This is a genomic window from Bacillota bacterium (assembly GCA_023511835.1).
Taxonomy (GTDB): domain Bacteria; phylum Bacillota; class Sulfobacillia; order JAIMAT01; family JAIMAT01; genus JAIMAT01.
The window spans coordinates 65,645-87,065 of record JAIMAT010000001.1; the positions used below are offsets into that span (position 1 = coordinate 65,645).

At 73.1% G+C, this 21,421-nt stretch carries 19 protein-coding genes, 6 tRNA genes and 1 other RNA gene; 3 read left to right on the forward strand and 23 right to left on the reverse strand.

Features of this window, described 5'->3' with window-relative positions; genetic code table 11:
- Positions 1 to 10: 10 nt before the first annotated feature.
- The 6 genes from K6U79_00350 to K6U79_00375 all read right to left on the reverse strand — a co-directional run bounded on the left by K6U79_00350 (position 11) and on the right by K6U79_00375 (position 7,309).
- Positions 11 to 2,743 carry a valine--tRNA ligase gene (locus K6U79_00350; protein ID MCL6520814.1) on the reverse strand — a complete coding sequence of 911 codons (2,733 nt, stop codon included), beginning with the start codon at positions 2,741 to 2,743 and terminating at the stop codon, positions 11 to 13.
- Positions 2,744 to 3,111: 368 nt separating this feature from the next.
- On the reverse strand, positions 3,112 to 3,978 hold the full coding sequence (gene proC, locus K6U79_00355; protein ID MCL6520815.1) for a pyrroline-5-carboxylate reductase: 867 nt from the start codon (positions 3,976 to 3,978) through the stop codon (positions 3,112 to 3,114).
- 470 nt (positions 3,979 to 4,448) lie between these two features.
- The gene (locus K6U79_00360) at positions 4,449 to 5,117 is read right to left on the reverse strand and encodes a CPBP family intramembrane metalloprotease (protein MCL6520816.1); all 669 of its coding nucleotides are present in this window, start codon (positions 5,115 to 5,117) and stop codon (positions 4,449 to 4,451) included.
- Positions 5,114 to 6,025, reverse strand: a complete 912-nt coding sequence (gene menA, locus K6U79_00365; GenBank protein MCL6520817.1) for a 1,4-dihydroxy-2-naphthoate octaprenyltransferase — start codon at positions 6,023 to 6,025, stop codon at positions 5,114 to 5,116. Before menA ends, K6U79_00360 begins: the two co-directional genes overlap by 4 nt.
- The gene (locus K6U79_00370; protein MCL6520818.1) at positions 6,022 to 6,648 is read right to left on the reverse strand and encodes a TetR/AcrR family transcriptional regulator; all 627 of its coding nucleotides are present in this window, start codon (positions 6,646 to 6,648) and stop codon (positions 6,022 to 6,024) included. Before K6U79_00370 ends, menA begins: the two co-directional genes overlap by 4 nt.
- Positions 6,649 to 6,769: 121 nt before the next feature.
- Positions 6,770 to 7,309 (reverse strand): GNAT family N-acetyltransferase, encoded by a 540-nt coding sequence (locus tag K6U79_00375; protein ID MCL6520819.1) that lies wholly within the window; start codon positions 7,307 to 7,309, stop codon positions 6,770 to 6,772.
- A gap of 183 nt (positions 7,310 to 7,492) precedes the next feature.
- On the opposite strand from K6U79_00375, the gene hflX reads away from it, so the two are divergent.
- Both hflX and K6U79_00385 read left to right on the forward strand, forming a co-directional pair.
- Positions 7,493 to 8,800, forward strand: coding sequence for a GTPase HflX (gene hflX / locus K6U79_00380; GenBank protein MCL6520820.1), 1,308 nt, complete (start codon positions 7,493 to 7,495; stop codon positions 8,798 to 8,800).
- An 8-nt stretch (positions 8,801 to 8,808) separates the two neighbouring features.
- Positions 8,809 to 9,798: a DMT family transporter gene (locus tag K6U79_00385; protein ID MCL6520821.1), complete on the forward strand. Its 990-nt coding sequence runs from the start codon at positions 8,809 to 8,811 to the stop codon at positions 9,796 to 9,798.
- On the opposite strand, the gene lonB is transcribed toward K6U79_00385, so the two are convergent.
- The 9 genes from lonB to K6U79_00430 all read right to left on the reverse strand — a co-directional run bounded on the left by lonB (position 9,703) and on the right by K6U79_00430 (position 15,460).
- Complete coding sequence (lonB, locus tag K6U79_00390; protein MCL6520822.1) at positions 9,703 to 11,424, reverse strand: ATP-dependent protease LonB; 1,722 nt, start codon at positions 11,422 to 11,424, stop codon at positions 9,703 to 9,705. The two genes, K6U79_00385 and lonB, sit on opposite strands and share 96 nt — an antisense overlap.
- Positions 11,425 to 11,570: 146 nt before the next feature.
- Positions 11,571 to 12,824 carry an ATP-dependent Clp protease ATP-binding subunit ClpX gene (clpX, locus tag K6U79_00395; protein MCL6520823.1) on the reverse strand — a complete coding sequence of 418 codons (1,254 nt, stop codon included), beginning with the start codon at positions 12,822 to 12,824 and terminating at the stop codon, positions 11,571 to 11,573.
- Between the two features lie 29 nt (positions 12,825 to 12,853).
- Positions 12,854 to 13,450: an ATP-dependent Clp endopeptidase proteolytic subunit ClpP gene (gene clpP / locus K6U79_00400; GenBank protein MCL6520824.1), complete on the reverse strand. Its 597-nt coding sequence runs from the start codon at positions 13,448 to 13,450 to the stop codon at positions 12,854 to 12,856.
- Positions 13,451 to 13,464: 14 nt separating this feature from the next.
- Positions 13,465 to 14,838, reverse strand: a complete 1,374-nt coding sequence (gene tig, locus K6U79_00405) for a trigger factor (GenBank protein ID MCL6520825.1) — start codon at positions 14,836 to 14,838, stop codon at positions 13,465 to 13,467.
- Between the two features lie 197 nt (positions 14,839 to 15,035).
- Positions 15,036 to 15,120, reverse strand: a tRNA-Leu gene (locus K6U79_00410).
- Positions 15,121 to 15,128: 8 nt separating this feature from the next.
- A tRNA-Gln gene (locus K6U79_00415) sits at positions 15,129 to 15,203 on the reverse strand.
- A gap of 8 nt (positions 15,204 to 15,211) precedes the next feature.
- A tRNA-His gene (locus K6U79_00420) sits at positions 15,212 to 15,288 on the reverse strand.
- A 14-nt stretch (positions 15,289 to 15,302) separates the two neighbouring features.
- Positions 15,303 to 15,378 (reverse strand) — tRNA-Arg (locus K6U79_00425).
- Positions 15,379 to 15,386: 8 nt separating this feature from the next.
- Positions 15,387 to 15,460: transfer RNA gene (locus K6U79_00430), tRNA-Gly, on the reverse strand.
- A gap of 176 nt (positions 15,461 to 15,636) precedes the next feature.
- On the opposite strand from K6U79_00430, the gene K6U79_00435 reads away from it, so the two are divergent.
- Positions 15,637 to 15,999 carry a DUF488 domain-containing protein gene (locus K6U79_00435; protein ID MCL6520826.1) on the forward strand — a complete coding sequence of 121 codons (363 nt, stop codon included), beginning with the start codon at positions 15,637 to 15,639 and terminating at the stop codon, positions 15,997 to 15,999.
- A gap of 40 nt (positions 16,000 to 16,039) precedes the next feature.
- Here the strand turns inward: K6U79_00435 and K6U79_00440 are convergent.
- From K6U79_00440 to secG, 8 genes are all read right to left on the reverse strand, one after another.
- Positions 16,040 to 16,116: transfer RNA gene (locus K6U79_00440), tRNA-Pro, on the reverse strand.
- Positions 16,117 to 16,128: 12 nt separating this feature from the next.
- Positions 16,129 to 16,761, reverse strand: coding sequence for an RdgB/HAM1 family non-canonical purine NTP pyrophosphatase (gene rdgB / locus K6U79_00445; GenBank protein ID MCL6520827.1), 633 nt, complete (start codon positions 16,759 to 16,761; stop codon positions 16,129 to 16,131).
- Positions 16,762 to 16,887: 126 nt separating this feature from the next.
- Positions 16,888 to 17,237: a transfer-messenger RNA gene (gene ssrA, locus K6U79_00450) on the reverse strand.
- A gap of 29 nt (positions 17,238 to 17,266) precedes the next feature.
- A complete protein-coding gene (gene smpB, locus K6U79_00455) occupies positions 17,267 to 17,719 on the reverse strand; it encodes an SsrA-binding protein SmpB (protein ID MCL6520828.1) in 453 nt (150 codons plus the stop codon).
- Between the two features lie 33 nt (positions 17,720 to 17,752).
- Positions 17,753 to 18,322: a cytochrome c-type biogenesis protein CcmH gene (locus K6U79_00460; GenBank protein MCL6520829.1), complete on the reverse strand. Its 570-nt coding sequence runs from the start codon at positions 18,320 to 18,322 to the stop codon at positions 17,753 to 17,755.
- 130 nt (positions 18,323 to 18,452) lie between these two features.
- The gene (locus tag K6U79_00465) at positions 18,453 to 18,677 is read right to left on the reverse strand and encodes an alpha/beta-type small acid-soluble spore protein (GenBank protein ID MCL6520830.1); all 225 of its coding nucleotides are present in this window, start codon (positions 18,675 to 18,677) and stop codon (positions 18,453 to 18,455) included.
- 92 nt (positions 18,678 to 18,769) lie between these two features.
- Positions 18,770 to 21,127 (reverse strand): ribonuclease R, encoded by a 2,358-nt coding sequence (rnr, locus tag K6U79_00470; protein MCL6520831.1) that lies wholly within the window; start codon positions 21,125 to 21,127, stop codon positions 18,770 to 18,772.
- Between the two features lie 16 nt (positions 21,128 to 21,143).
- A complete protein-coding gene (secG, locus tag K6U79_00475; protein MCL6520832.1) occupies positions 21,144 to 21,371 on the reverse strand; it encodes a preprotein translocase subunit SecG in 228 nt (75 codons plus the stop codon).
- Positions 21,372 to 21,421 lie beyond the last annotated feature (50 nt).

The following is a 21,421-nucleotide window of genomic DNA, read 5'->3' on the forward strand; positions in this document are numbered from 1 at the left end:
GCGCACCCGGCTAGAGGGCGCCCAGCTGGCGGAGGCGAAGGCGGAGGAGCGCGGCGGCCGCCTCCTTCTCCTCCACCGCCCGCCGGCTCCTCTCCACCACCTCGGGCGGCGCCTTGCGCACGAAGCCGTCGCTGGCCAGCCGGGCGCGCTCGCGCCCCAGCTCCTCTTCCAGGCGCTCGAGCTCGCGGGCGAAGCGGGCGCGCAGCTCCTCGCGGTCGCCCAGGCCCTCCAGCGGCAGGATCAGCTCCGCCCCCCCGGCCACGTCGGCCAGGAAGCTGCCGGGCTCGGGCTCGGCGCCCGGCTGCACCGGCTCCAGGCCGCCCAGGCCGGCCAGCGTGCGGACCATGCGCGCCTCGTCCAGGAGCAGCCCGGCCCCCTCGCCGCGGACCAGGAAGCGCGGACGCGCGGAGGGCGCCAGGCGCAGTTCGCTGCGCAGGTTGCGCATGGCGCGGACGGCGGCCATGAGCCGCCCCATGGCTTCCTCGGCCGCGGCGTCCCGCCGCTCCTCGGCCGCCGGCCAGGCGGCGCCCATCAGGGCGGGGCCCCGGTGGGGCAGGTGCTGCCAGATCACCTCGCTGACGAAGGGCATGAAGGGATGGAGGAGCCGCAGCGAGCGGTCGAGCAGGCCCAGGAGGACCCGTTGCGCCACGCCCCGGTCGGCTTCCGCCGCCTCGTCGCCGGCCTCCGGCCGCAGGCGCGGCTTGATGGCCTCCACATACCAGTCGCAGACCTCGCCCCAGAGGAAGTCGTACAGCTCCCGCGCCGCCTCGCCGAACTCGAACTGGCCGAGCCGCCGGTCGACCGCCTCCGTCACCGCCCCCAGGCGCGAGAGGATCCAGCGGTCTTCCAGGCGCAGCCCTTCCTCGGGCAGGAGCGGCAGGCCGTCCGCATCGAAGCCCGCCTTCAGGTCGCCCAGGTTGAGGCGCGCAAAGCGCGCCACGTTCCAGACCTTGTTGGCGAAGTTGCGGGCGCCCTCCACCTTCTCGCGCAGGAAGCGCTGGTCGTTGCCGGGCGAGACACCCACCACCAGGCTCCAGCGGAGCGCGTCGGCGCCGTAGACGTCGGCCACCTCCAGCGGGTCGACCCCGTTTCCGCGCGACTTGGACATCTTCCGCCCCTGCTCGTCGCGGATCAGCCCGTGCAGCACCACCGTCCGGAAGGGCACCTGGCCCATGAACTCGAGCCCCATGAAGAGCATTCGCGCGACCCAGAAGAAAAGGATGTCATAGCCGGTGACCAGCACCGAGGTCGGGTAGTAGAGCTCCAGCTCCCGCGTCCGCTCGGGCCAGCCCAGCGTCGTGAAGGGCCAGAGCGCCGAGCTGAACCAGGTGTCGAGGACGTCGGGGTCCTGCTCCAGCTCCGTCGAGCCGCAGCGCGGGCAGCGCTCCGGCGCCTCGCGCGCCACCGTCAGCTGACCGCAGTGCGCGCAGGTCCAGGCCGGGATGCGGTGCCCCCACCAGATCTGGCGCGAGATGCACCAGTCGTGGAGGCCGTCAAGCCAGTTGAAGAAGATCCGCGTGAAGCGCTCGGGCACGAAGCGCACCTCGCCGCGCTCCACCGCCCGCCGTGCCTTGTCGGCCAGGGGCCCCACGCGGACGAACCACTGGCGCGAGACGAGCGGCTCCACCACCGTACCGCAGCGGTAGCAGCGGCCGACCGCCTGCTCGTAGCGCTCCTCCCCCGCCAGGAAGCCCCGCCGGCGCAGCTCTTCCACCACCGCCTCGCGCGCCGCGAAGCGCTCCATCCCCGCGAAGCGCCCGGCCTCGGCGGTCAGCCGGCCTTCCTCGTCGATCACCTGGACCGGCTCCAGGCCGTGGCGCCGGCCGATCTCGAAGTCGTCGGGGTCGTGCGCCGGCGTCACCTTCAGGGCCCCGGTACCGAAGTCCGGGTCGACCGCCTCGTCGGCGATCACGGGAAGCTTCCGGTCCACGAGCGGGTGGCGCAGGGCGCGGCCCACCAGGTGGCGGTAGCGCCCGTCGCCGGGATGGACGGCCACCGCCACGTCGCCGAACATGGTCTCCGGGCGGGCCGTGGCCACCTCCAGCGCCTCGCCGCTCTCGCGCCCCTCCCCGTCCAGCAAGGGGTAGCGGACACGGTAGAGGCGGCCCTCCGCCGGCTCGTGCTCCACCTCGATGTCCGCCAGGGCGGTGCCACAGTCGGGGCACCACTGGATGATGTAGTCGCCGCGGTAGATCAGGCCCCGCTCCCAGAGGCGCACGAAGACCTCGCGCACGGCGCGGGAGAGCCCCTCGTCCATGGTGAAGCGGAGGCGGCTCCAGTCGGGCGAGGCGCCCATCCGCCGCAGCTGGCGGAGGATGTTCGCCTCGTACTCGTCCTTCCAGCGCCAGACCCGCTCCACGAAGGCCTCGCGTCCCAGGCTGCGCCGGTCGAGCCCCTCCTCCGCCAGGCGCACCTCCACCACGTGCTGGGTGGCGATGCCGGCGTGGTCGGTGCCCGGCTGCCAGAGGGTGGCGTCGCCGCGCATCCGGTGCCAGCGGACGAGGATGTCCTGGAGCGTGTTGTCCATGGCGTGGCCCATGTGCAGGTTGCCGGTCACGTTGGGCGGCGGCATGACGATCGAGAAGCGCTCGCCCGTCCGGCTCCGCCCCCCCTCGGGCGCCCGGTAGAGGCCGGCCTCCTCCCAGATGCGGGCGGCCTCGGGCTCGCCCTCGGCCGGGTTCCACGCCTTCGGCAGCTCCTCCGCCACCTCTTCGGCGGCCAGGCCTTTCCGTCTCTCCTCCATCCTCGACCCCGCCTCCCAAAGGAAAGGGTCCCTCCGTGAAGGACGGAGGGACCCGCGGTACCACCTTCGTTCCCGCGCCGGCTCGTTCCGGCGCGGGCTCTCGACCCGGTATCGGCGGGCCGCCGGGCCACCCGGGGTGGCCGGCCTCGCGGGCGACCTTCGGGCGTTTCACCGGGCGGGCTTCCAGCCTCGGCCGCGCGGCCTCGACCCGCCTCTCTGCGACGGCTCCACGCCGTACTCCTCCCGCTCCTCGGCCTCTGGCCTCTCTGGCGTCGCGGCGGCCGGGCCGCCGCGGAGTGTGCCTTATTCTAGGAAGCGCCGCCCGCGCCGTCAACCGGCTGCACCCTGCCGGCGGGCGCCCCCGGCGCTCAAGAGTAGAGCAGCCCCAGTTCGCGGGCGCGGGCCGCCGCCCGCCCCACCGCCGCCTCCAGCGCCTGGCGGAAGCCCCGCTGTTCCAGGGCGGCCAGCCCCGCCATGGTCGTCCCGTTGGGCGAGGTGACCTCCTCGCGCAGCCGGGCCGGATCCTCGCCCCGCTCCAGCGCCATCTTGGCCGCGCCGAAGACCGTCTGCAGCGCCAGCTCCCGGGCCACGCCGTACTCCAGCCCTTCCTTGACGCCGGCGGCGATCAGCGCCTCGAGGAGGAGGAAGACGTACGCCGGGCCGCTTCCCGACAGGCCGGTGACGGCGTCCAGCGCCTCCTCCCCCACCTCCACCACCCGGCCCACACCGGCGAAGAGCTGCCGGGCCAGCGCCAGCTCGCGCGGCCCGGCCAGCCGCCCCGCGGCCAGCGCGGTCGCCCCCTCGCCCACCCGGCTGGGGGTGTTGGGCATGGCGCGCACCACGGGCAGCTCGCGCCCCAGGCGGGCCAGGATGGCCTCTGTGGGCAGGCCGGCCACCACGCTGACCAGGGCGGCGCCCTCGCGCACGTGGGGCCGCAGCTGGGCCAGAGCCTCGGCCGCGTCGGCCGGCTTGACCGCCAGCACCAAGAGGTCCGCCTCGGCCAGGGCGGCCTTCTCCCGCGTCGCCCTCACCCCCCAGTGCGCAGCCAGATGCTCCAGCCGGGCGCGGTTCGAGCGGTTGTTCACCAGGATGCGCTCGGGCCGCAGGCGCCCGCCGCCCACCAGTCCCGCCAGGAGCGCCTCCGCCATCTCGCCGGCTCCCACCAGGCCGAGGCGGATGGACTCCAGGCCGGGCGTCGTCCGCCCGACCGCCTCCTCCTCGGGCTCCCCCGTCATCCGTCGCACCGCATCCACCCCGGTCGCCCCCTTCCTCCGCCTGCGTCTCGCGAGCGGCCCCGTCCGCCCTTCCGGCTCCGCGGCCATGCTCCGCGACGAAAAAAGAGGCCCCCCGCCCGCAAGGACGGAGGACCCCGTGGTACCACCTTGCTTGGAGGACGGAGCGGCGCCGGCCCGCCAAGCCGGCAGCCTGGCCCATCCCCCCGCTCATGTGCCCGTATCGCGGGCCTGCGGGCGGCTCCTCGCCGCCTCCTCCCGGGCGGGTTCGGAACGGCCGGCCTTCCAGCCGCGGACCGGCTCTCTGGGCGTCCCTTCGCTCCCGTTCATCGGCTTGCGTAGGAAGGTTTCGGTGAAAGGCACTATAGCCGCTCTCCGCCCGGGCGTCAACGGCGCCTTCCGTCGCCCGTGCCGGCAGCCCGGCCGCCGGCGCGCGGCCCCCGCCTGGCTCGCCCGCCGCCGGCCCGCCCCGCTCAGCGGAACGGGAAGAGCGCCATGGCCGCCATGTCCCAGAGCGCGTGCGAGATCAGGTTGGGCCAGAGCCGGTGGAAGAGGCGGTACATGAGCGACCAGACCAGTCCCGCCGCCAAGGCGGCCAGGATGAGCATCGGGTTGCCCGTCGACAGGTGGATGCCCGTGTAGAGCACGACGGTCAGGAGCATCGCCCGGTTCTCGCCCAGGCGCGCCTCCAGCTGGCGCTGCACCCAGCCCCGCCAGAAGATCTCCTCCCCCGGACCGATGAGGAGGAGGAGCAGGAGCGCCACCAAGCCCACCGGGGTGCCGTGGCGGATGGCGTAGATGGCGCCGATCTGGAGCCCGGCCCCCGGCAGCAGGCGTCGCGAGAGGAGGTTGCCCAGGGCGAAGAGGGCGTAGAGCAGCGCCGCCGATCCCGCGCCCAGGACCGCATCGCCCGCCGTCGGACGCCGGTGCTCGAAGGGGTTGCCCGCGAAGGCCAGCGAGATGGCGATCAGCGCCCCCTGGGTGAGGCTCATCAGCAGCCAGAAGTTGAGCGGCCGCCAGACGAACATGACCGCCCAGAGCAGGGCGGCGAAGAGCCAGCTGGCCGCCAGCTTCCAGGCGAAGGAGCCGTCCGTGGCGGCGCCGGACCGCCGGTCGCCCGCGCCCGCTGCGGGCCATCTCACAGGCCGACCCCCCCCAGGAGGGCGGGAAGTCCCGTGCCCAGCGCCAGGAGCAGCCCGAAGACCATGTGCAGCCGGGCGCTGAGCGGCTCCACGGGCAGGAGCTCCCGCTCGTCGGCCAGCCCCCGCGTCACGTGCCGCCAGGGTTCCGCCGCCGCCGGCAGGCTGAGGAGGACGAGAAGCGCGGTCCAGGGTAGCGCCTGCAGGGCGGCCAGGAGCAGGACCACCCCGTAGGCGCCCGCAAGCAGGAACCGGTAGATCCAGGCCGAGGTTGGCAGGCCCACCAGGCCGGCCAGGGTGGCGATGCCGGCACGGCGGTCGAGGGCCAGGTCGCGCATGTCGTTCCCGTGCAGGATGGCCGCCACCAGGAAGCCGACCGGCAGCGACGTCCAGACCGGGAGGAGGTCGAAGCGCCCCGACTGGACCATGAACGAGGCGAGCACCTCCAGCGGCCCCATCAGCAGAAAGACCAGCGGCACACCCAGCGCCAGGTACTTGTACCCCTTGGGCCCGGCCGTGTACAGGTAGCCCGCCAGCGCCCCCAGAGCCCCCAGCCCAAGCACCCAGAGCGTGGAGCGGACGGCCAGCCAGAGGCCGATGACCAACGCAGCCACCAGGCTGGCCACGCCGGCGCGGAAGGCGGTCCGCGCGGGCAGCCGCCCCTCCAGGACCACGCGGCTGGCCCCGGCCGTCTCCGCGGTGTCGACGCCGCGCTCCACGTCCACCACTTCGTTGACGATGTTGGTGCCGATCTGGAGCAGCACCGCGCCCACCAGCGTGAGCAGAAGCTCGGGGAGCCGGAAGAAGCCCAGGTCGGCCGCCACCGCCGCCCCGACCAGCACCGGCACTACCGAGGCCGTCCAGCTGAAGGGGCGGGCGATCTCCCACCAGTCGCGCAAGCTGCCTCTCATGCTCCCCCGCGCCCCCGCAGCCTCCCGTCCCCGTCCGCCGCCGGCTCGCGCGCCGGGGCGGGAAGCAGGCCGATCCCGCGCAGGGCGAAGGGGGCCAGCTCCCCCAGGGAGGCCTGAAGATCGGCCGGCCGGCCGCCCATCAGCCAGCGCACGGCCAGCGCCTCCAGCATCCCCAGGAGCGCGGTGGCCACCGTCTCCGTCTCCCGCACGGCCAGCCGCCCCTCGCCGGCCAGCTCGTCGAGACCGGCACGGATCCGGGCGATGAGCCGCTCCTTGACCGCCTGCTGCCGCCGGCGGGGTGCCTCGCCGCCCACCGGTGCCTCGACCAGGACGATCCAGGCCAGGTCCCGGTGCTCGGCCAGGGTGCCCAGCACCGCGGCCAACGCCGCCTCGACCCGGGCGGCCGCTCCGCGCCGCTCCGCCAACGCCCGTTCCATGGCCTGCGCCAGGAGGCCGCCGAGGCGGTCGATCAGTTCGAGGAGCAGCTCCTCCTTGGAGGTGAAGTAGTGATAGAAAGCGCCTTTGGAGGCGCCCGCCCGGCGGACCACATCCTCCACCCGGGCGCCGTGGTAGCCGCGTTCCGCCAGCACCTGCTCGGCCGCGCGGAGAAGCCGGTCGCGCATCGGCGGCGTGGTCTCCCCCTGCGGGGAAGAGGCCCCCTCGCCAGGCTCCGCCGTCCGCGGTCGGCCCTCGCCGGATGCTCCCACGATGCGCCTCCCGGGGATCGACCGACCGGTCGGTCCCTTATCCGCTCCCATTCAACGCAGCCTCGCCGGCCGTGTCAACCGGCCCCTCCAAAGCGCGCGCCATCAGCAGGACGGCGCGGCCCTCCGCGGAGGAGCGGGCGGAGAGGATCCCCTCCAGGCGGAAGCCGACCGCCCGGTAGCAGCGGATGGCCCGCTCGTTGTCGGCGAAGACCCGCAGGTGGATGCGGCGGACGGAGGGGTCCGCGGAGACTTGCTCCAGCATCTGGCGGATGGCCTCGCGGCCGATGCCCCGCCCCCAGAGGTCGGTGCGGCCGATGCAGATCTGCATCTCCGCCGACCGGTCGTCCTCGTCCAGGTCATATAATCCAAGGTAGCCGATGGGCTCTCCCGACCGTTCGATCATCCAGACGCGGTGCGGGAGTCGCTCCATCAGGTCGTAGCGGCCCCGCCGGGGGTGGCCGAGCCAGTACTCGACGGCCGGGTCCGCCTGCCAGCGGGCGATGAGAGCCTCCTCCCCGGGACGCCGGGGGCGGATCGTCACCGGCGCCGGTCCGCGGTCGGGAAGCGGTTGGGACAAGGGGCCACCCCTCTCCATCGGGAGACGGCTCAAACCGCCGGCGATTCGCGTCGAACGCCGGTGAGGATTCGTTCCGCACCCGGCCTGCACCTTCCGTCAAATCCGTCCAGGCGCTCCAGAGAGCCGGCTTTGGGAGGCGGGCGGCCCGCACCCGCCGCCGACCGGCAGAGCGGGGGTCGAAGCATGGTCGACGATCGGCCGGAGAAGGCGGAGAAGCGCGAGAAGGTCTTACTCCTCGGAGTGGCCGCCGAGCGCGCCCGGGGCGAGGCCTCGCTGGAGGAGCTGGCGGCGCTGGTGGCCAGCGCCGGTGGCGAAGTGGTGGGGCGCGCGTTGCAGGTGCGCGACGAGCCCGACCCGCGCACCTACGCGGGCCGGGGCAAGGTGGCGGAGGCGGCCGCCGCCGCCCGGGAGGCGGGTGCCGAGCTGCTGGTCTGCGACGACGAGCTGACGCCCGCCCAGGCGCGCAACCTGGAGGAAGCCACCGGCCTGGCGGTGCTCGACCGCTCGGGCGTCATCCTGGACATCTTCGCCCGCCGTGCCCACACCCGCGAGGGGAAGCTCCAGGTGGAGCTGGCCCAGCACCTCTACCGGCTGCCCCGGCTGGCGGGGCGGGGCACCTCGCTCTCGCGCCTGGGCGGCGGCATCGGCACGCGGGGCCCGGGCGAGACCAAGCTGGAGGCCGACCGCCGCGCCGTCCGCGAGCGGGTCGCGCACCTCCGGCGCGAGCTGGCCGAGGTGCGCCGCCAGCGCGAGCAGCAGCGCTCGCTGCGGCGGCGGGCGGCGCTTCCCGTGGCGGTGCTGGTGGGCTACACCAACGCCGGCAAGTCGACGCTGCGGGCGGCGCTGCTGGCCCGCTTCGCCGCCGGCCAGCCGGCCGAGGCCGAGCCCGCCGGCAACCCGCGCCTTTTCGACACGCTCGACCCGACCACGCGCCGCCTCAAGCTGCCCGGCGGCCAGGAGATCCTCCTCACCGACACGGTGGGCTTTGTGCGCAAGTTGCCGCACACGCTGGTGGCCGCCTTCCGGGCGACGCTGGAGGAGGTGGCGGCCGCCGACCTGATCGTGCACGTGCTGGACGCCGCCGACCCGGCCCGCGAGGAGCAGATGGAGGCGGTCCGCGCCGTGCTGGCCGAGATCGGCGCCCTGGAGCGGCCCTCGCTCCTGGTGGCCAACAAGGTCGACCTGCTGGCGGATCCTTACGCGCTGGTGGTTCCGCCGGGGGCGCTGCCGGTCTCGGCGCGGACCGGTGAGGGCGTCGAGCAGCTGGCCGCGGCCATGGAGCGTGCGCTCTCCGAGAGCCGCGTGCGCGCCCGCTTCGTCGTCCCCTACAACCGGGGCGAGCTGCTGGCGCTGCTGCACAGCCGCGGGAAGGTGCTGGAAGAGCGTTATACCGCGGAGGGAACGGAGCTGGAGATCGAGATGGAGGACTGGCTGGCGGGGCGGATCGCCGCCGCCCTGGTACCGGCGCCGCTCAGGGGTGGGCGGCGCTGAGGGGGCCCGTGCGCCCGCCCGCCGCACGGCAGGCGCTCCTGGCCGACTTGGCGCTGGCCGGGGTGACGCTGATCTGGGGCGCCACCTTCGTGGTCATCAAGGCGGCGCTGGCCACGGTGACGCCCTTCGCCTTCCTGGCGGCGCGCTTCCTCTTGGCGGCGGCGGTCCTGCTCCTGCTCGCCCGCCGCGGTCTCGGCCGGCTCGGCCGCCGGGAGTGGACGGGGAGTCTTCTGGCCGGTCTCTTTCTCTTCGCGGGCTACGCCGCGCAGACCATCGGTCTCCAGCAGGCCTCCCCGGCCAAGGCGGGCTTCCTGACCGGGCTCTCGGTGGTGCTGGTGCCCCTGCTCGCCCCCCTGGCAGGGGGGCGGCCGCGGCCGGCCACCTGGCTGGGCGTGGCGCTGGCCACCGCGGGACTGCTGGTGCTGACGCTCCCTCCCGGCGCCTCCTGGAACGAGCTGGGGCGCCTCCAGGCGGCCGATCTCTGGCTCCTGGCCTGCGCCTTCGCCTTCGCCCTGCAGATCCTCTCCGTGGGGCGGCTGGCCTCCTCCGTCCCGGCCGAGGCGCTGACCGCCGTGCAGATGCTGGCCGTCGCCCTGCTCTCACTGGCCGCCTGGGCGTTCCTGGAGGCGCCGCGCCATCCCCTGGCCGCCACCTGGCCGGCGCTCGTCCGGGCGACCCCCGCGTTGCTCATGACCGGCCTTCTGGCCAGCGCCCTGGCCTACTGGGTGCAGAGCCGGGCGCAGGCCTTCACCACGCCCACCCACGCGGCGCTCCTCTTCACCCTGGAGCCGGTCTGGAGCTACCTCTTCGCCGTCCTCTGGGCCGGCGAGCGCCTCGCGGCCCGTCCCGGCGCCGGCGGCCTCCTCATCCTGGCCGGCATGCTCTGGACGGAGTGGAGCGGCTCACGAGCCGGCGGCGCTTCCTCCCACCCCGCCGGGGCCCGCTCCCAGCCCGCCTCCAGGAAGCGCGCCTGGACCCCCGACCCCGGCGCGGAGTAGGCGCGGCTCACCGCGGACGGCGGCGGCCAGCGCCTCCTCCAGGCGCTCCACGCCCTGCACCCGCGCGCCCGCCAGCTCGCGGTGCTCCACGCCCTCCACCTCGGGCAGGTTGTCACGGGGCACCAGGATGTGCCGCGCCCCCGCGCGGACCGCGGCCAGCACCTTGGCGGGGACGCCGCCCACCGGCCGGATGGTGCCGCGCGCCGTCACCTCGCCGGTGATGGCCACCCGGTTGTCCACGGGCAGGCCCATCAGCGCCGAGTAGACGGCGACGGCGATGGCCGCGCCCGCCGAGGGGCCGTCCACCGGCACGCCGCCGGGGAAGTTGACGTGGATGCGGTGCCGGTCCACTTCCTCGCCCAGCAGGCGGCGGAGCGCCGTGACGGCGTTCTCGGCGGCCGCCCAGACCATGGAGCGGCGCCGGACGCGGCGGCCGCCCAGCGAAACCATCTCCTCCTCGTCGATGATCCCGGTCACCTGGAGGCCGCCTGCGCCCAGCGGCGCCGGCCGCGCGCTGGCCTCGATCTCCAGGAGGGCGCCCACGTTGGGCCCGACCACCGCCAGCCCGTTGACCACGCCCACCTGCGGCTCGGGCGCCACGGTCGGCTCCAGGCGGGGCGTATACTGGCCGGTACGCACCACCCACTCCAGGTCGCGCCGCTCGATGCGCCCGCGGCGCTCGCTCTCCACCAGGCCGGCCGCCACCTGGACGAGGTTGACGGCGTCGCGCCCGTTGCTGGCGTAGCGCGCCACCAGCTCCTCGCCGCCCTCCGCCAGCGGCATGCCCAGGCGGGCCGCCGCGTTGCGCGCGATGGTGGCCACCTCCTCGCGGGTCAGCGGACGGAAGAAGACCTCCACGCAGCGCGAGCGGATGGCCTGGGGGATCTCCTCCGGAAGGCGCGTGGTGGCGCCCACCAGGCGGAAGTCGGCGGGCAGGCCGTTCTCGAAGATGTCGCGGATGTGGCTGGGGATGTTGGGATCCTCGGCGTTGTAGTAGGCGCTCTCCAGGATCACCTTCCGGTCCTCCAGCACCTTGAGCAGTTTGTTCAGCTGGATGGGGTGGAGCTCGCCGATCTCGTCGATGAAGAGGATGCCGCCGTGGGCGCGGGTGACCGCCCCCGGTTTGGGCTGGGGGATGCCCGCCATGCCCATGGCGCCCGCCCCCTGGTAGATGGGGTCGTGGACGCTGCCGATGAGCGGGTCGGCGATGCCCCGCTCGTCCCAGCGCGAGGTGGCCCCGTCCACCTCGACGAAGCGGGCCTCGGGGCCGAAGGGCGAGAGCGGGTTGGCCTTCGCCTCCTCCAGCACCAGCCGGGCGGCAGCCGTCTTGCCCACGCCGGGCGGGCCGTAGATCAGGACGTGCTGCGGGTTGCGGCCGCAGAGCGCGGCGCGGAGCGCCCGCAACCCCTCCTCCTGGCCGACGATCTCTTCGAAGCGGGTGGGCCGCGTCCTCTCCGAGAGCGGCTCGTTCAGCCGGATCTGGCGCATCTGCTGAAGGCGCTCGATCTCCCGGCGCGACTCGCGCTGGATGGCCACCCGCGCTCCCTGCTGGGTGCGCAGCAGGTTCCAGAAGTAGAGGCCGATCACCACCGCGAAGAAGAGCTGTACCGCCGCCACGGCGCTCATGGCACGCCTCGCCTCCGACGGCGGTTAGTATGCCAGCCGCTCCTCCCGGGTATCAGGGGCGAGGTCGCCGGGCGCCCGGGGACGAAGAGGCCCCGCCGGACGGATCGGCGGGGCTCCGCGGGCTGCCGGGGTGGAGCGGCCCGTCTTCACGCCGTCTCCGCCTTCGCCTGCTCCTTGGAGATGACGTCCGGCTCGCGCAGCTTCCGCACCGCGTCCAGCGTGATGCGGACCTTGGCCACGTCGCTCCGCGACGGCATCTCGTACATGACGTCCAGCATCACGTCCTCCAGGATGGCGCGGAGCCCGCGCGCCCCGGTCTTCCGGGCCAGCGCCTGATGCGCCACCTCGCGGAGGGCGTCGGGGTCGAAGTCGAGCTCCAGGCCGTCCATCTCGAAGAAGCGCTGGTATTGCTTGACCAGGGCGTTCTTCGGCTCGGTCAGGATGCGGACCAGCGCCTCCTCGTCCAGCGCGTCCAGCGTGGCGATGATGGGCACGCGCCCGACGAACTCGGGGATCATCCCGAACTTGAGCAGGTCCTCGGGCAGAACGTGGGAGAGGATCTCCCCGATGCGCACGTCCTGCTTGCCGATCAGCTCCGAGTTGAAGCCGATGACGCGCTGGCCGAGCCTGCGCTGGATGATCTTGTCCAGCCCTTCGAAGGCGCCCCCGACGATGAAGAGGATGTTGGTGGTGTCGATCTGGATGAACTCCTGGTGCGGGTGCTTCCTCCCGCCCTGGGGCGGCACGCTGGCCACCGTCCCCTCCAGGATCTTGAGCAGCGCCTGCTGGACGCCCTCGCCCGAGACGTCGCGGGTGATGGAGGGGTTCTCCGACTTCCTCGCGATCTTGTCGATCTCGTCGATGTAGACGATGCCCCGCTCCGCCTTCTCGATGTCGTAGTCGGCGGCCTGGATCAGCTTGAGCAGGATGTTCTCCACGTCCTCGCCCACGTAGCCCGCCTCGGTCAGGCTGGTCGCGTCGGCGATGGCGAAGGGGACGTTGAGGATCTTGGCCAGCGTCTGGGCGATCAGCGTCTTGCCGGAGCCGGTGGGGCCGATCAGGACCACGTTGGACTTCTGCAGCTCGACGTCCTCGTTCTTGGTACGCGAGTTGATCCTCTTGTAATGGTTGTAGACGGCTACGGAGAGGATCTTCTTGGCCCGCTCCTGGCCGATCACGTACTGGTCGAGGATCTCCTTGATCTCGCGCGGCTTGGGGACGTCGCGGAGGTCGAACTCGGCCTCTTCGTTGAGCTCCTCCTCGATGATGTCGCTGCAGAGCTCCACGCACTCGTCGCAGATGTAGACGCCGGGCCCGGCGACGAGGCGCTTCACCTGGTCCTGGTACTTGCCGCAGAAGGAGCACTTGAGCTGCCCCTTCTCCTCGGTGAACTTGAACATCCGGCCCCCACTCCTTCCTGCCAAGCCCCTCAGTGCTCCTTCCGCTTGGACCGGGGGATCAGGATATCGTCGATGAGGTGGTAGGCCTTGGCTTCCTCGGCGGACATGAAGTAGTCCTTCTCCGTATCGGTGTTGATCTTCTCGATATCCTGGCCAGTGTGATAGGCGAGAATACGGTTGATCCGCTGGCGGTCCTTCATGATCTCCTCGGCGTAGATCTTGATGTCCGTCGCCCGGCCCTGGAGGCCGCCGGTCCAGGGCTGGTGGATCAGGATCTTCGAGTTGGGCAGCGCGTAGCGCTTGCCCGGCGTGCCACCGGCCAGGAGGACGGCCGCCATGCTCATGGCCACGCCCACGCAGATGGTGGAGACGTCGGGCTTGATGTACTGCATGGTGTCGTAGATGCCCAGCCCGGCGTCCACGGAGCCGCCCGGCGAGTTGATGTAGATGGAGACGTCGCGGTCGGGGTCCTCCGTCTCCAGGAAGAGCAACTGGGCGATCACCAGGTTGGCGATGGTGTCGTCGATGGGGGTGCCGATGAAGATGATGCGGTCGCGCAGAAGGCGGGAGTAGATGTCGTACGCCCGCTCGCCGCGGTTGGTGGTCTCGATCACCATGGGAACCAGGTGGTCCATGCTTCTCATGCCTCACCGACCTCCTCCTGGCCTTGCTCGCCATCCCCTGCGGCTGCGCCCTCTGCCTCTCCGCTTCCATTCTCCACACCGGCCAGGCCCATCTCCACCAGGCGCTCCACCGCCTTGCGGCGCGCGATCCCGGCGGCCACCCCGGCGCGGTTGGCAGGCTGGCGGAAGAGCTGGCGGACCGAGGCCGCCCGCTCACCGTAGGCCGCCGCCATCTGCTCGATCTCCTCGTCCACCTCAGCCTCGCCGGCCTCGATGCCCTCCCGGCGCGCCACCTCGGCCAGCACCAGCTCGGCCTTCAGGTCCTCCACGGCCTGCGGCCGCAGCTCGTCCAGGAGCTGCTCCAGCGTCTGCCCGCTCCGGCGCAGGAACTCCTCCAGCTCGAGGCCCTGGCGGCCCAGCTGGAGGCGAAGATCCTCCAGTCGGTGGCCCAGCTCGTGCTCCACCATGGAGTCGGGGAGCTCGACCCGCGCCTTCTCCACCACCTGCCGCACCGCCTCGCGCTCCAGCTCGCGGCGCTGTTCGGTCTCCTTCCGCTCCCGCAGGCGGCGCCGCAGGAGGGCGCGCAGCTCCTCCAGCGTCTCCAGCCCTTCGCCGCGGGAGCGGGCGAAGTCGTCGTCGAGGTCGGGGAGCTCCTTCCTCTTCAGCTCGTGCAGCCTCACCGTGAAGAGGGCCTCGCGGCCGGCCAGCGACGTCTCGGGGTACTCCTCCGGGAAGCGGACGGTCAGCCGCCTCTCCTCCCCGGGGTGCATCCCCTCGATCCCCGCCTCGATCTCCGGCAGAAGCCTCCCCGAACCGAGCTCGACCATGTACCCCTTGGCCTCGCCGTTGGGGATGGGCTTGCCGTCCATCTCGCCGCGGAAGTCGATGACGGCGAAAAGGCCGCGCTCCGCGGCGCTTTCCTCCGGGACCGCCACCAGTTGGGCTTCCCGCTCGCGCAGGGCCTGGAGCTCGGCCTCCACCTCCTCCTCGGAGACCTCCACCGGCCGCGGCTCCAGCTTGAGCGTACGGTAGTCGTCCAGCTCCACCTCGGGCCGCACGTCCACCGTCGCCCGGAAGGTGAAGGGCTCGCCCTTTTTCATGGTGAGGATGTCGATGTCCGGTTCGGCCACGGGCTCGAGGCCGCTCTCCTGGAGCGCTTGCCGGTAGGCCTCGCCGACCAGCTCGTCGACGGCCTCGTCCCAGAGCGCACCCTCCCCCAGGTACCGCTCGAGAAGCCCGCGCGGCGCCTTCCCCTTGCGGAAGCCGGGGATGTTCACCCGGCGGACCAGCTTGCGGTAGGCGCGTTCCAGAGCCTGCTCGACGCGCGGCACCTCCACCTCGATCTCCAGGACGGCGCGGCTCTTCTCCTTCTTCGCCAGCGTGGCTCGCAACCGGTGGTCCTCCTCCCCCGCGGCCGCAAAACTCGAAAAATGGCCCCGCGCTTGACTTTTCGGGCATCCCACCCCGCGGGTACGGCTCATTATAGCATCGCTCCGCACGCCTCTCCGGCAGCCCCTCCGCCGGGGGGCGGGCGCGCCCGGGGAGCGCGCAGGGGCGGCGCGCCGCGCCGCCCCTGTTCCGTCAGATCTGGTGCGAGGAGAGGGATTCGAACCCTCACGCCTCTCGGCACGGGATCCTAAGTCCCGCGTGTCTGCCGGTTCCACCATCCTCGCTCTGCGACTGGCTGGGGCGGCAGGATTCGAACCTGCGCGTGGCGGTTCCAAAGACCGCTGCCTTACCGCTTGGCGACGCCCCAAACGGAGGTGGGGTGGCTGGTGGGACTCGAACCCACGGCCTCCAGGGCCACAACCTGGCGCTCTGACCGCCTGAGCTACAGCCACCGCGAAAGACCTGCTGGCGCGCCCGGCAGGAGTCGAACCTGCAACCAGCGGCTTAGAAGGCCGATGCTCTGTCCATTGAGCTACGGGCGCCCGCGCACTGGAGCGGGTGACGGGAGTCGAACCCGCGTACCCGGCTTGGAGGGCCGGTGCTCTACCGTTGAGCTACACCCGCCGAAACCCTGGCCGGAGCAGACCCATTGTACTTGGCCCCGCCCGCGCGCGCCAGCAGGCGGGCCGCGCCGGCCATCCTATTCTGCCGCGCCGGGCTGCGCCTGTCGAGGCACGCCGATAAGATGGTGGCGGGCCGGGGCCGCCGGGGCCTCGCGGCCCGGGCAGGGAGGGACGGCCATGATCCGCGTCAAGCGTGTCTACGAGCCGGCGGAGGAGGGGGACGGGCTGCGCTGCCTGGTCGACCGCCTCTGGCCGCGCGGCCTCTCGCGCGAGGCGGCCGGCGTCGACCGTTGGCTGAAGGAAGCGGCGCCCTCGCCGGAACTGCGCCGCTGGTTCGCCCACGATCCCGCGCGCTGGGCGGAGTTCCGGCGCCGCTACAGCGCCGAGCTGGAGGCGCGACCCGACGCCTGGCAGCCGCTCCTGGAGGCGGCGCGCTCGGGCGGCGTCACCCTTCTCTACGCGGCGCGGGAGCCGGTCTACAACAACGCTGTCGCCCTCAAGGCCTTTCTCGAGGAGCGCCTGGAGCGGTCGCCGGACTGAGCCGAGGGCCCGCCGGTCCCCGCGGCCGGGCCGGACAAAATGGTCGGAGCGGCCGGATTCGAACCGGCGACCTCCTGCGCCCAAGGCAGGCGCGCTGCCAAGCTGCGCCACGCTCCGCAAAAATGGATGCTAGCATCCGAGCAGTTCCCGCCGCAAGATCGGCACCAGCGCCCGCATCGCTTCCCCGCGGTGGCTGTAACGGTTCTTCTCCTCTCCCTCCAGCTCGGCGTACGTCTTTCCCAGCTGCGGCAGGAGAAAGAGCGGGTCGTAGCCGAAGCCGTTCGACCCCCGCGGGGCCTCCAGGATGCGGCCGGGCGTCTGCGCCACGGTCACCCATTCGCGCCCGTCGGGCGCCACCAGCGCCAGCGCGGCGTGGAAGGTGGCGCCGCGCCGCTCGGGCGGCAGGCCGGTCATCTCCTGCAGAAGCTTCCGGTTGTTCGCCTCGGCCGTCGCCCCCGTTCCCGCCCAGCGCGCCGAGTGGATGCCTGGCCGGCCCCCCAGGGCCTCCACCGCCACGCCCGAGTCGTCGGCCAGCGCCCACGTCCCCGCGGCGCGCGCCGCCGCCCGCGCCTTGATCAGGGCGTTCTCCTGGTACGTGGAGCCGTCTTCCTCGGGAGGCCGGTAGCCGGGCAGGTCGTCGAGCGTGAGGAGCCGGAGCCGCCCCGTCTCCACTCCCAGCGCGGCCATGAGCGCCACCAGCTCCTCCACTTTGCCCGGGTTGTGCGTCGCCAGCACCAGGCTCGGCCGGCCGTTCGCCTCCAAAGGGCATCCTCCCCGCGACGCGGGCGAGGCGGTGCGGCGGCAGGCATCCTCCGCCGCCTCGCACGGAACGGGCGCCGGGGTCTGGCCCCGGCGCCGCTCCTCCCGCAAGGATTGGGTCCTGGAAAGTGGTGGAGGTGCGGGGGAGCTGCCCCCCCGGTCCGCGAACGAGCCCACAGGGATTCTACGAGCGTAGCCCTCGTACGGATCTCGCCGTCGCCGCGCCCGAGGGCGGGCCCGGCGGCAGCCACCCCGCCTGGATCTCGTCACCCTCCCCGCGGGGAGGGGGTAGGGCGACCAGCCTGCCGAGTGACGTCGAGCGGCGACCGCAGGCAGGTCCGCCGTCGACGTGGCGTGCTAGTTAGGCAGCCAGAGCGTACTCTTCGTTGGCACCTGATGGTGCTTCCGCGGTTTTCCGAGACGCGGTGCTCGGCTCGCTGCCCCTGCCAGCCCGGCTCGCGTCGAGCCTGCTCACCCCCGCAAATCTTCCGGGCGTCGCGGGCGGCGTTCAGCGCTGGCGCAGGGCCCGCTCGATCCGCCGCCTGGCGTCGCGCTCCGCGATCGCCCTCCGCTTATCATACTGCTTCTTGCCGCGGACCAGCGCCAGCTCCACCTTGGCCCGCCCGCGCGCGATGTAGAGGCGGAGCGGCACCAGGGTGAAGCCCTGCTGGCGCACTCGTCCGTAGAGGCGGTCGATCTCGCGGCGGTGGAGGAGGAGCTTCCTGGGGCGCAGGGGGTCGTGGTTGAACCGGTTGCCCTGTTCGTAGGGGGCGATGTGCATCCCGTAGAGGAAGACCTCGCCGTTCCGGATCATGGCATGGCTCTCGCGCAGGTTGACGTGGCCGGCGCGGATGGACTTGATCTCGGTGCCGGTCAGGACCAGCCCCGCCTCGACTGTCTCCTCCACGAAGTAGTCGTGGCGCGCCTTCCGGTTTTCCGCCACCTGCCGGTCGCCCCGCACCCGTCTCCACCTCCTCTCGCCGGACCGCACCGTTCAGAGCCAGCGGCGCAACTCCTCCTCCACCGCGGCCGCCGCCGGCGCCGGCCGCGCGTCCCCCGTCCCGGCGCCCCGGTCGGGCGCCGGCCTGAGCCGTGAGCGGAGCCAGAACGCCAGGGCCGCGGCCCCCGCCGCGAGCCCCAAGAGCGGCAGGAGCCAGACGGCCAAGAAGGCGCCCTGCCGCGGCGGCTCGTTCAGGATCCAGATGCCGAAGTTGCGCACGTAGTAGTCCAGGATCTGCTGCCGGCTCTTTCCCTCGGCCAGCATCTGCCGGATCTGGGCGCGCATCTGGGCCGACTCGGCCGTCTGCGACTCCGCCACCGACTCGCCGTTGCAAACCGGGCAGCGCAGGAGCTCCTCGATCGCCTGCGCCTCCCGCTCCAGGGCGGCCGGGTCCGAGGTGGCGGCCGTCCCGGTGGCCGGCGCGGCCAGCAGCCGGGCGGGCGGCGCCGCGAAGGCCAGCAACAGGAGGGCCAGCGCCGCGACGGCCAGCCGTCTCCAGCGGGCCGCGCCCGCCGGGCGGCCCCTCCAGCGGAAGCCGGCAGGCTCCCTTCGCTCCGCCTGCATCGCGCTCTTCATCCCAGGCCATTATAAGGCGGAAGGATCCGAGCCACCGGATCCCTCCGCCAACGTCAGCGGTCAGGGGAGAGGTGAAGGGCCGCCCGCCGGCGGCCGGCGGGGTTCGGGACCCGCGCGTTTACCGCTGGGCGGGGTACTGCGTGGAGAGGTTCTGCTCCGCCAGCTGGATCATGCGGCGCACCATGTTGCCTCCCACCGCGCCGCACTGGCGAGCGGGCAGGTCGCCCCAGTAGCCGCTCTGGGGCGGGGTGACGCCGATCTCCGAGGCGACCTCGTACTTGAACTGGTCCAGCGCGCGAGCGGCCTCCTTGACGAGCGTCCGGTTGCCCTGGCCTCGTGCCATCCTGACTCACCTCCCATCGGCCGGAGTCAGTCGCTAGTCTCGACGCCGCCGGGGGGAGGGATACTGAGAACAGGGGCCAAGGCAGGCGCGCGCTAATCGCGGTGCGCGGCTGGCGGTCCTGGCTTTCCGCGCCGTCGCGGAGCGGAGGCGGTGCGGCCCTTGGCGCTCTTGCGCCGGGCCTTGCGCCGCCCGCCGGTCGCCGCCTCCGCGGGCGCTGCGGCCTCGGCTCCGGCGTCCGCCCGCCGGGCGCGTCCTCCCCGTCGGCTCCGCGCCGACCGGTCCGCCGCCTCGTCGCCGGCCGGCTCCACCAGGAGCAGGTCCATGCGCCGCTCCACCCGGTCCACCGCGGCCACGCGGACGCGGACGGGGTCGCCCAGGCGGAAGATCCGCCCGCTCCGCTCGCCCACCAGCTGGAGCGCCTCGGCGTCGTACTGGTAGTAGTCGTCGGTCATGGTGGAGACGTGGACCAGGCCCTCGGCCAGGTTGGAGAGCTGTACGAAGATGCCGAACGAGGCGACGCCGCTCACCCAACCCTCGAAGACCTCGCCCACGCGGCCCTCCATCACTTCCATCATCTTGGCCTCGACCGACTCGCGCTCGGCCTCCTCCGCCTCGCGTTCCGTAGCCGAGCAGTGGTCGGCCAGCGCGGGGAGCAGCCGGCGCCATTCGGCCTCCTTGGCCGGCGGCACGCCCCCGGGGCGGAGGGCGGCGTGGATCACGCGGTGGATGAACAGGTCGGGGTAGCGGCGGATGGGGGAGGTGAAGTGGCAGTAGTTGCGCGTCGCCAGGGCGTAGTGGCCCAGGTTCTCCGGGGCGTAGCGGGCGCGGGCCATGGAGCGCAGGACCAGCGTGTGGATGAGGCGCTCGCCCGGACGCCCGCGCACCTGCTCGACCACGCGCTGCAGCTCGCGGGGATGCGGCTCGGCCACCGAGCGCCAGGCGATGCCCATGCGGCCCAGGGCGGCGCGTAGCTGCTCGAGACGCTCCGGCGACGGGCGCTCGTGCACCCGGAAGAGGAACGGGAGCCGCCGCCAAAAGAACTCCTCCGCCACCGTCTCGTTGGCCGCCAGCATGAACTCCTCGATGAGGCGGTGCGCCTCGTTCCGCTCCGCCACCACGATGTCGGTGGCGCGGCCGGCCTGGTCGAGGAGCGCCTGGGCCTCGGGCAGGTCCAGGTCGATGGCGCCGCGCTCCTTCCTCCGCTCGTGCAGCCGCGCCGCCAGCTCCCGCATCTCCAGCAGCATGGTGGCCACCGGCTCGCCCAGCTCCCGGCGGACGGCCGCGTCGCCGCGGAAGAGCGCCCAGACCTGGGTGTAGGTGAGCCGCGCGCTGGAGCGGATGACGCTGGGGACGATCCGGTGATCCAGCCGCTCGCCGCGCGCGTCGAAGTCGATGAAGACGCTGAGCGTCAGCCGGTCGACCCCCGGGTTGAGGCTGGCGATGCCGTTGGAGAGTTCGGGCGGCAGCATGGGCAGCACGCGGTCCACCAGGTAGACGCTGGTGCCCCGCCGCCGCGCCTCGCGGTCCAGCGCGCTCCCCTCGCGCACGTAGTGGCTGACGTCGGCGATGTGGACGCCCAGCCGCCAGCGCGCGCCACCCGCGCCCGGTTCCAGGGAGACGGCGTCGTCGATGTCGCGCGTCTCCTCGCTGTCGATGGTGACCACGGTCTGCCGGCGCAGGTCGAGACGGCCCCTCCGCTCGGAGGGACGTACCTGTTGGGGGACGGCGGCCGCCTCGGCGAGGACCTCCTCGGGGAAGTCGGGCCGGAGCCCGTGGGCGGTGAGGATGGAGAGGATGTCGACGCCCGGCTCGTCAGCCCGTCCCAGGCGCGAGAGGATGCGACCGACGGCGCCCTGGCGGCCCTCCGGCCAGCGATCGATCTGGACGACCACCTTCTCCCCGCTGGACGCGCCGGCGAGGGCGCTGCCCGGGACGAAGATGGTGGGCAGGCGGCGGTCGTCGGGGCGGACGAGGCCGTAGTCGCCCTGCACCTCCAGGAGGCCGACCATGGTGGGATGCGCCCGCTCCAGGACGCGGATCACCCGGCCGGTGCGGCGCCCGTCCCGCTCCAGGTCGAGGAGCCGGGCGACCACCAGGTCGCCGTGGAGCGCTCCGTCCATGTCGCCGGCGGCCACGTAGACGTCGCGCGCCTGCCGGTCGCCGGCCAGGACGAAGCCGTAGCCCTTCTCATGGGCCTCCAGGCGACCGACCACCAGGTTCATCCGCTCGGGCACGCCCAACCGGTTCCGGCGCGTGCGGACGATGGCGCCGCGCGCCTCCATCTCCTGGAGGAGGCGGCGGACTGCCTCGGAGGCGCCGCGGGGCACGTGGAGCGCCCGCATCAGCTCCTCTTCGGTGAGGGGTCGGTAGGCTTCCTCGCGCATGAAGGCGAGGATGCGCTCCTCCCGCTCGGCCTCGGCCCGCTCGGCGGGCTCGTCCAAGCCGTGCACGCCCCCTTCCCGCCCCCTACCGCTCCACGAAGGCCAGCGCCAGGGCGACGGCGGCCAGCAGGACGGCGACGACGACGGTGACGCGCGAGAGGAACTGGTCCAGGCCGCTCCGCTTGCCGAAGATCTGTTCGGCACCGCCGCCGATGGCGCCCGAGAGGCCGGCCGACTTGCCCGACTGGAGCAGGACCGCCGCCCCCAGCACGACCGAGGCCAGGACGAAGAGGATGGTCAGAACGGTTGCCAGCAAGGCGCCGCACCTCCACGCGACGGGGGGCGCCGGCGCGATCCGGACGC

What these genes read in the sequence shown, in the direction of transcription:
- menA (MCL6520817.1), bottom strand. Translation starts at nt 6,025, where the DNA reads ATGAGAGGCAGCTTGCGCGACTGGTGGGAGATCGCCCGCCCCTTCAGC.
- K6U79_00460 (MCL6520829.1), bottom strand. Translation starts at nt 18,322, where the DNA reads ATGCAGGCGGAGCGAAGGGAGCCTGCCGGCTTCCGCTGGAGGGGCCGC.
- K6U79_00435 (MCL6520826.1), top strand. Translation starts at nt 15,637, where the DNA reads ATGATCCGCGTCAAGCGTGTCTACGAGCCGGCGGAGGAGGGGGACGGG.
- proC (MCL6520815.1), bottom strand. Translation starts at nt 3,978, where the DNA reads ATGACGGGGGAGCCCGAGGAGGAGGCGGTCGGGCGGACGACGCCCGGC.
- clpX (MCL6520823.1), bottom strand. Translation starts at nt 12,824, where the DNA reads ATGTTCAAGTTCACCGAGGAGAAGGGGCAGCTCAAGTGCTCCTTCTGC.
- K6U79_00370 (MCL6520818.1), bottom strand. Translation starts at nt 6,648, where the DNA reads ATGCGCGACCGGCTTCTCCGCGCGGCCGAGCAGGTGCTGGCGGAACGC.
- K6U79_00465 (MCL6520830.1), bottom strand. Translation starts at nt 18,677, where the DNA reads ATGGCACGAGGCCAGGGCAACCGGACGCTCGTCAAGGAGGCCGCTCGC.
- K6U79_00350 (MCL6520814.1), bottom strand. Translation starts at nt 2,743, where the DNA reads ATGGAGGAGAGACGGAAAGGCCTGGCCGCCGAAGAGGTGGCGGAGGAG.
- hflX (MCL6520820.1), top strand. Translation starts at nt 7,493, where the DNA reads ATGGTCGACGATCGGCCGGAGAAGGCGGAGAAGCGCGAGAAGGTCTTA.
- lonB (MCL6520822.1), bottom strand. Translation starts at nt 11,424, where the DNA reads ATGAGCGCCGTGGCGGCGGTACAGCTCTTCTTCGCGGTGGTGATCGGC.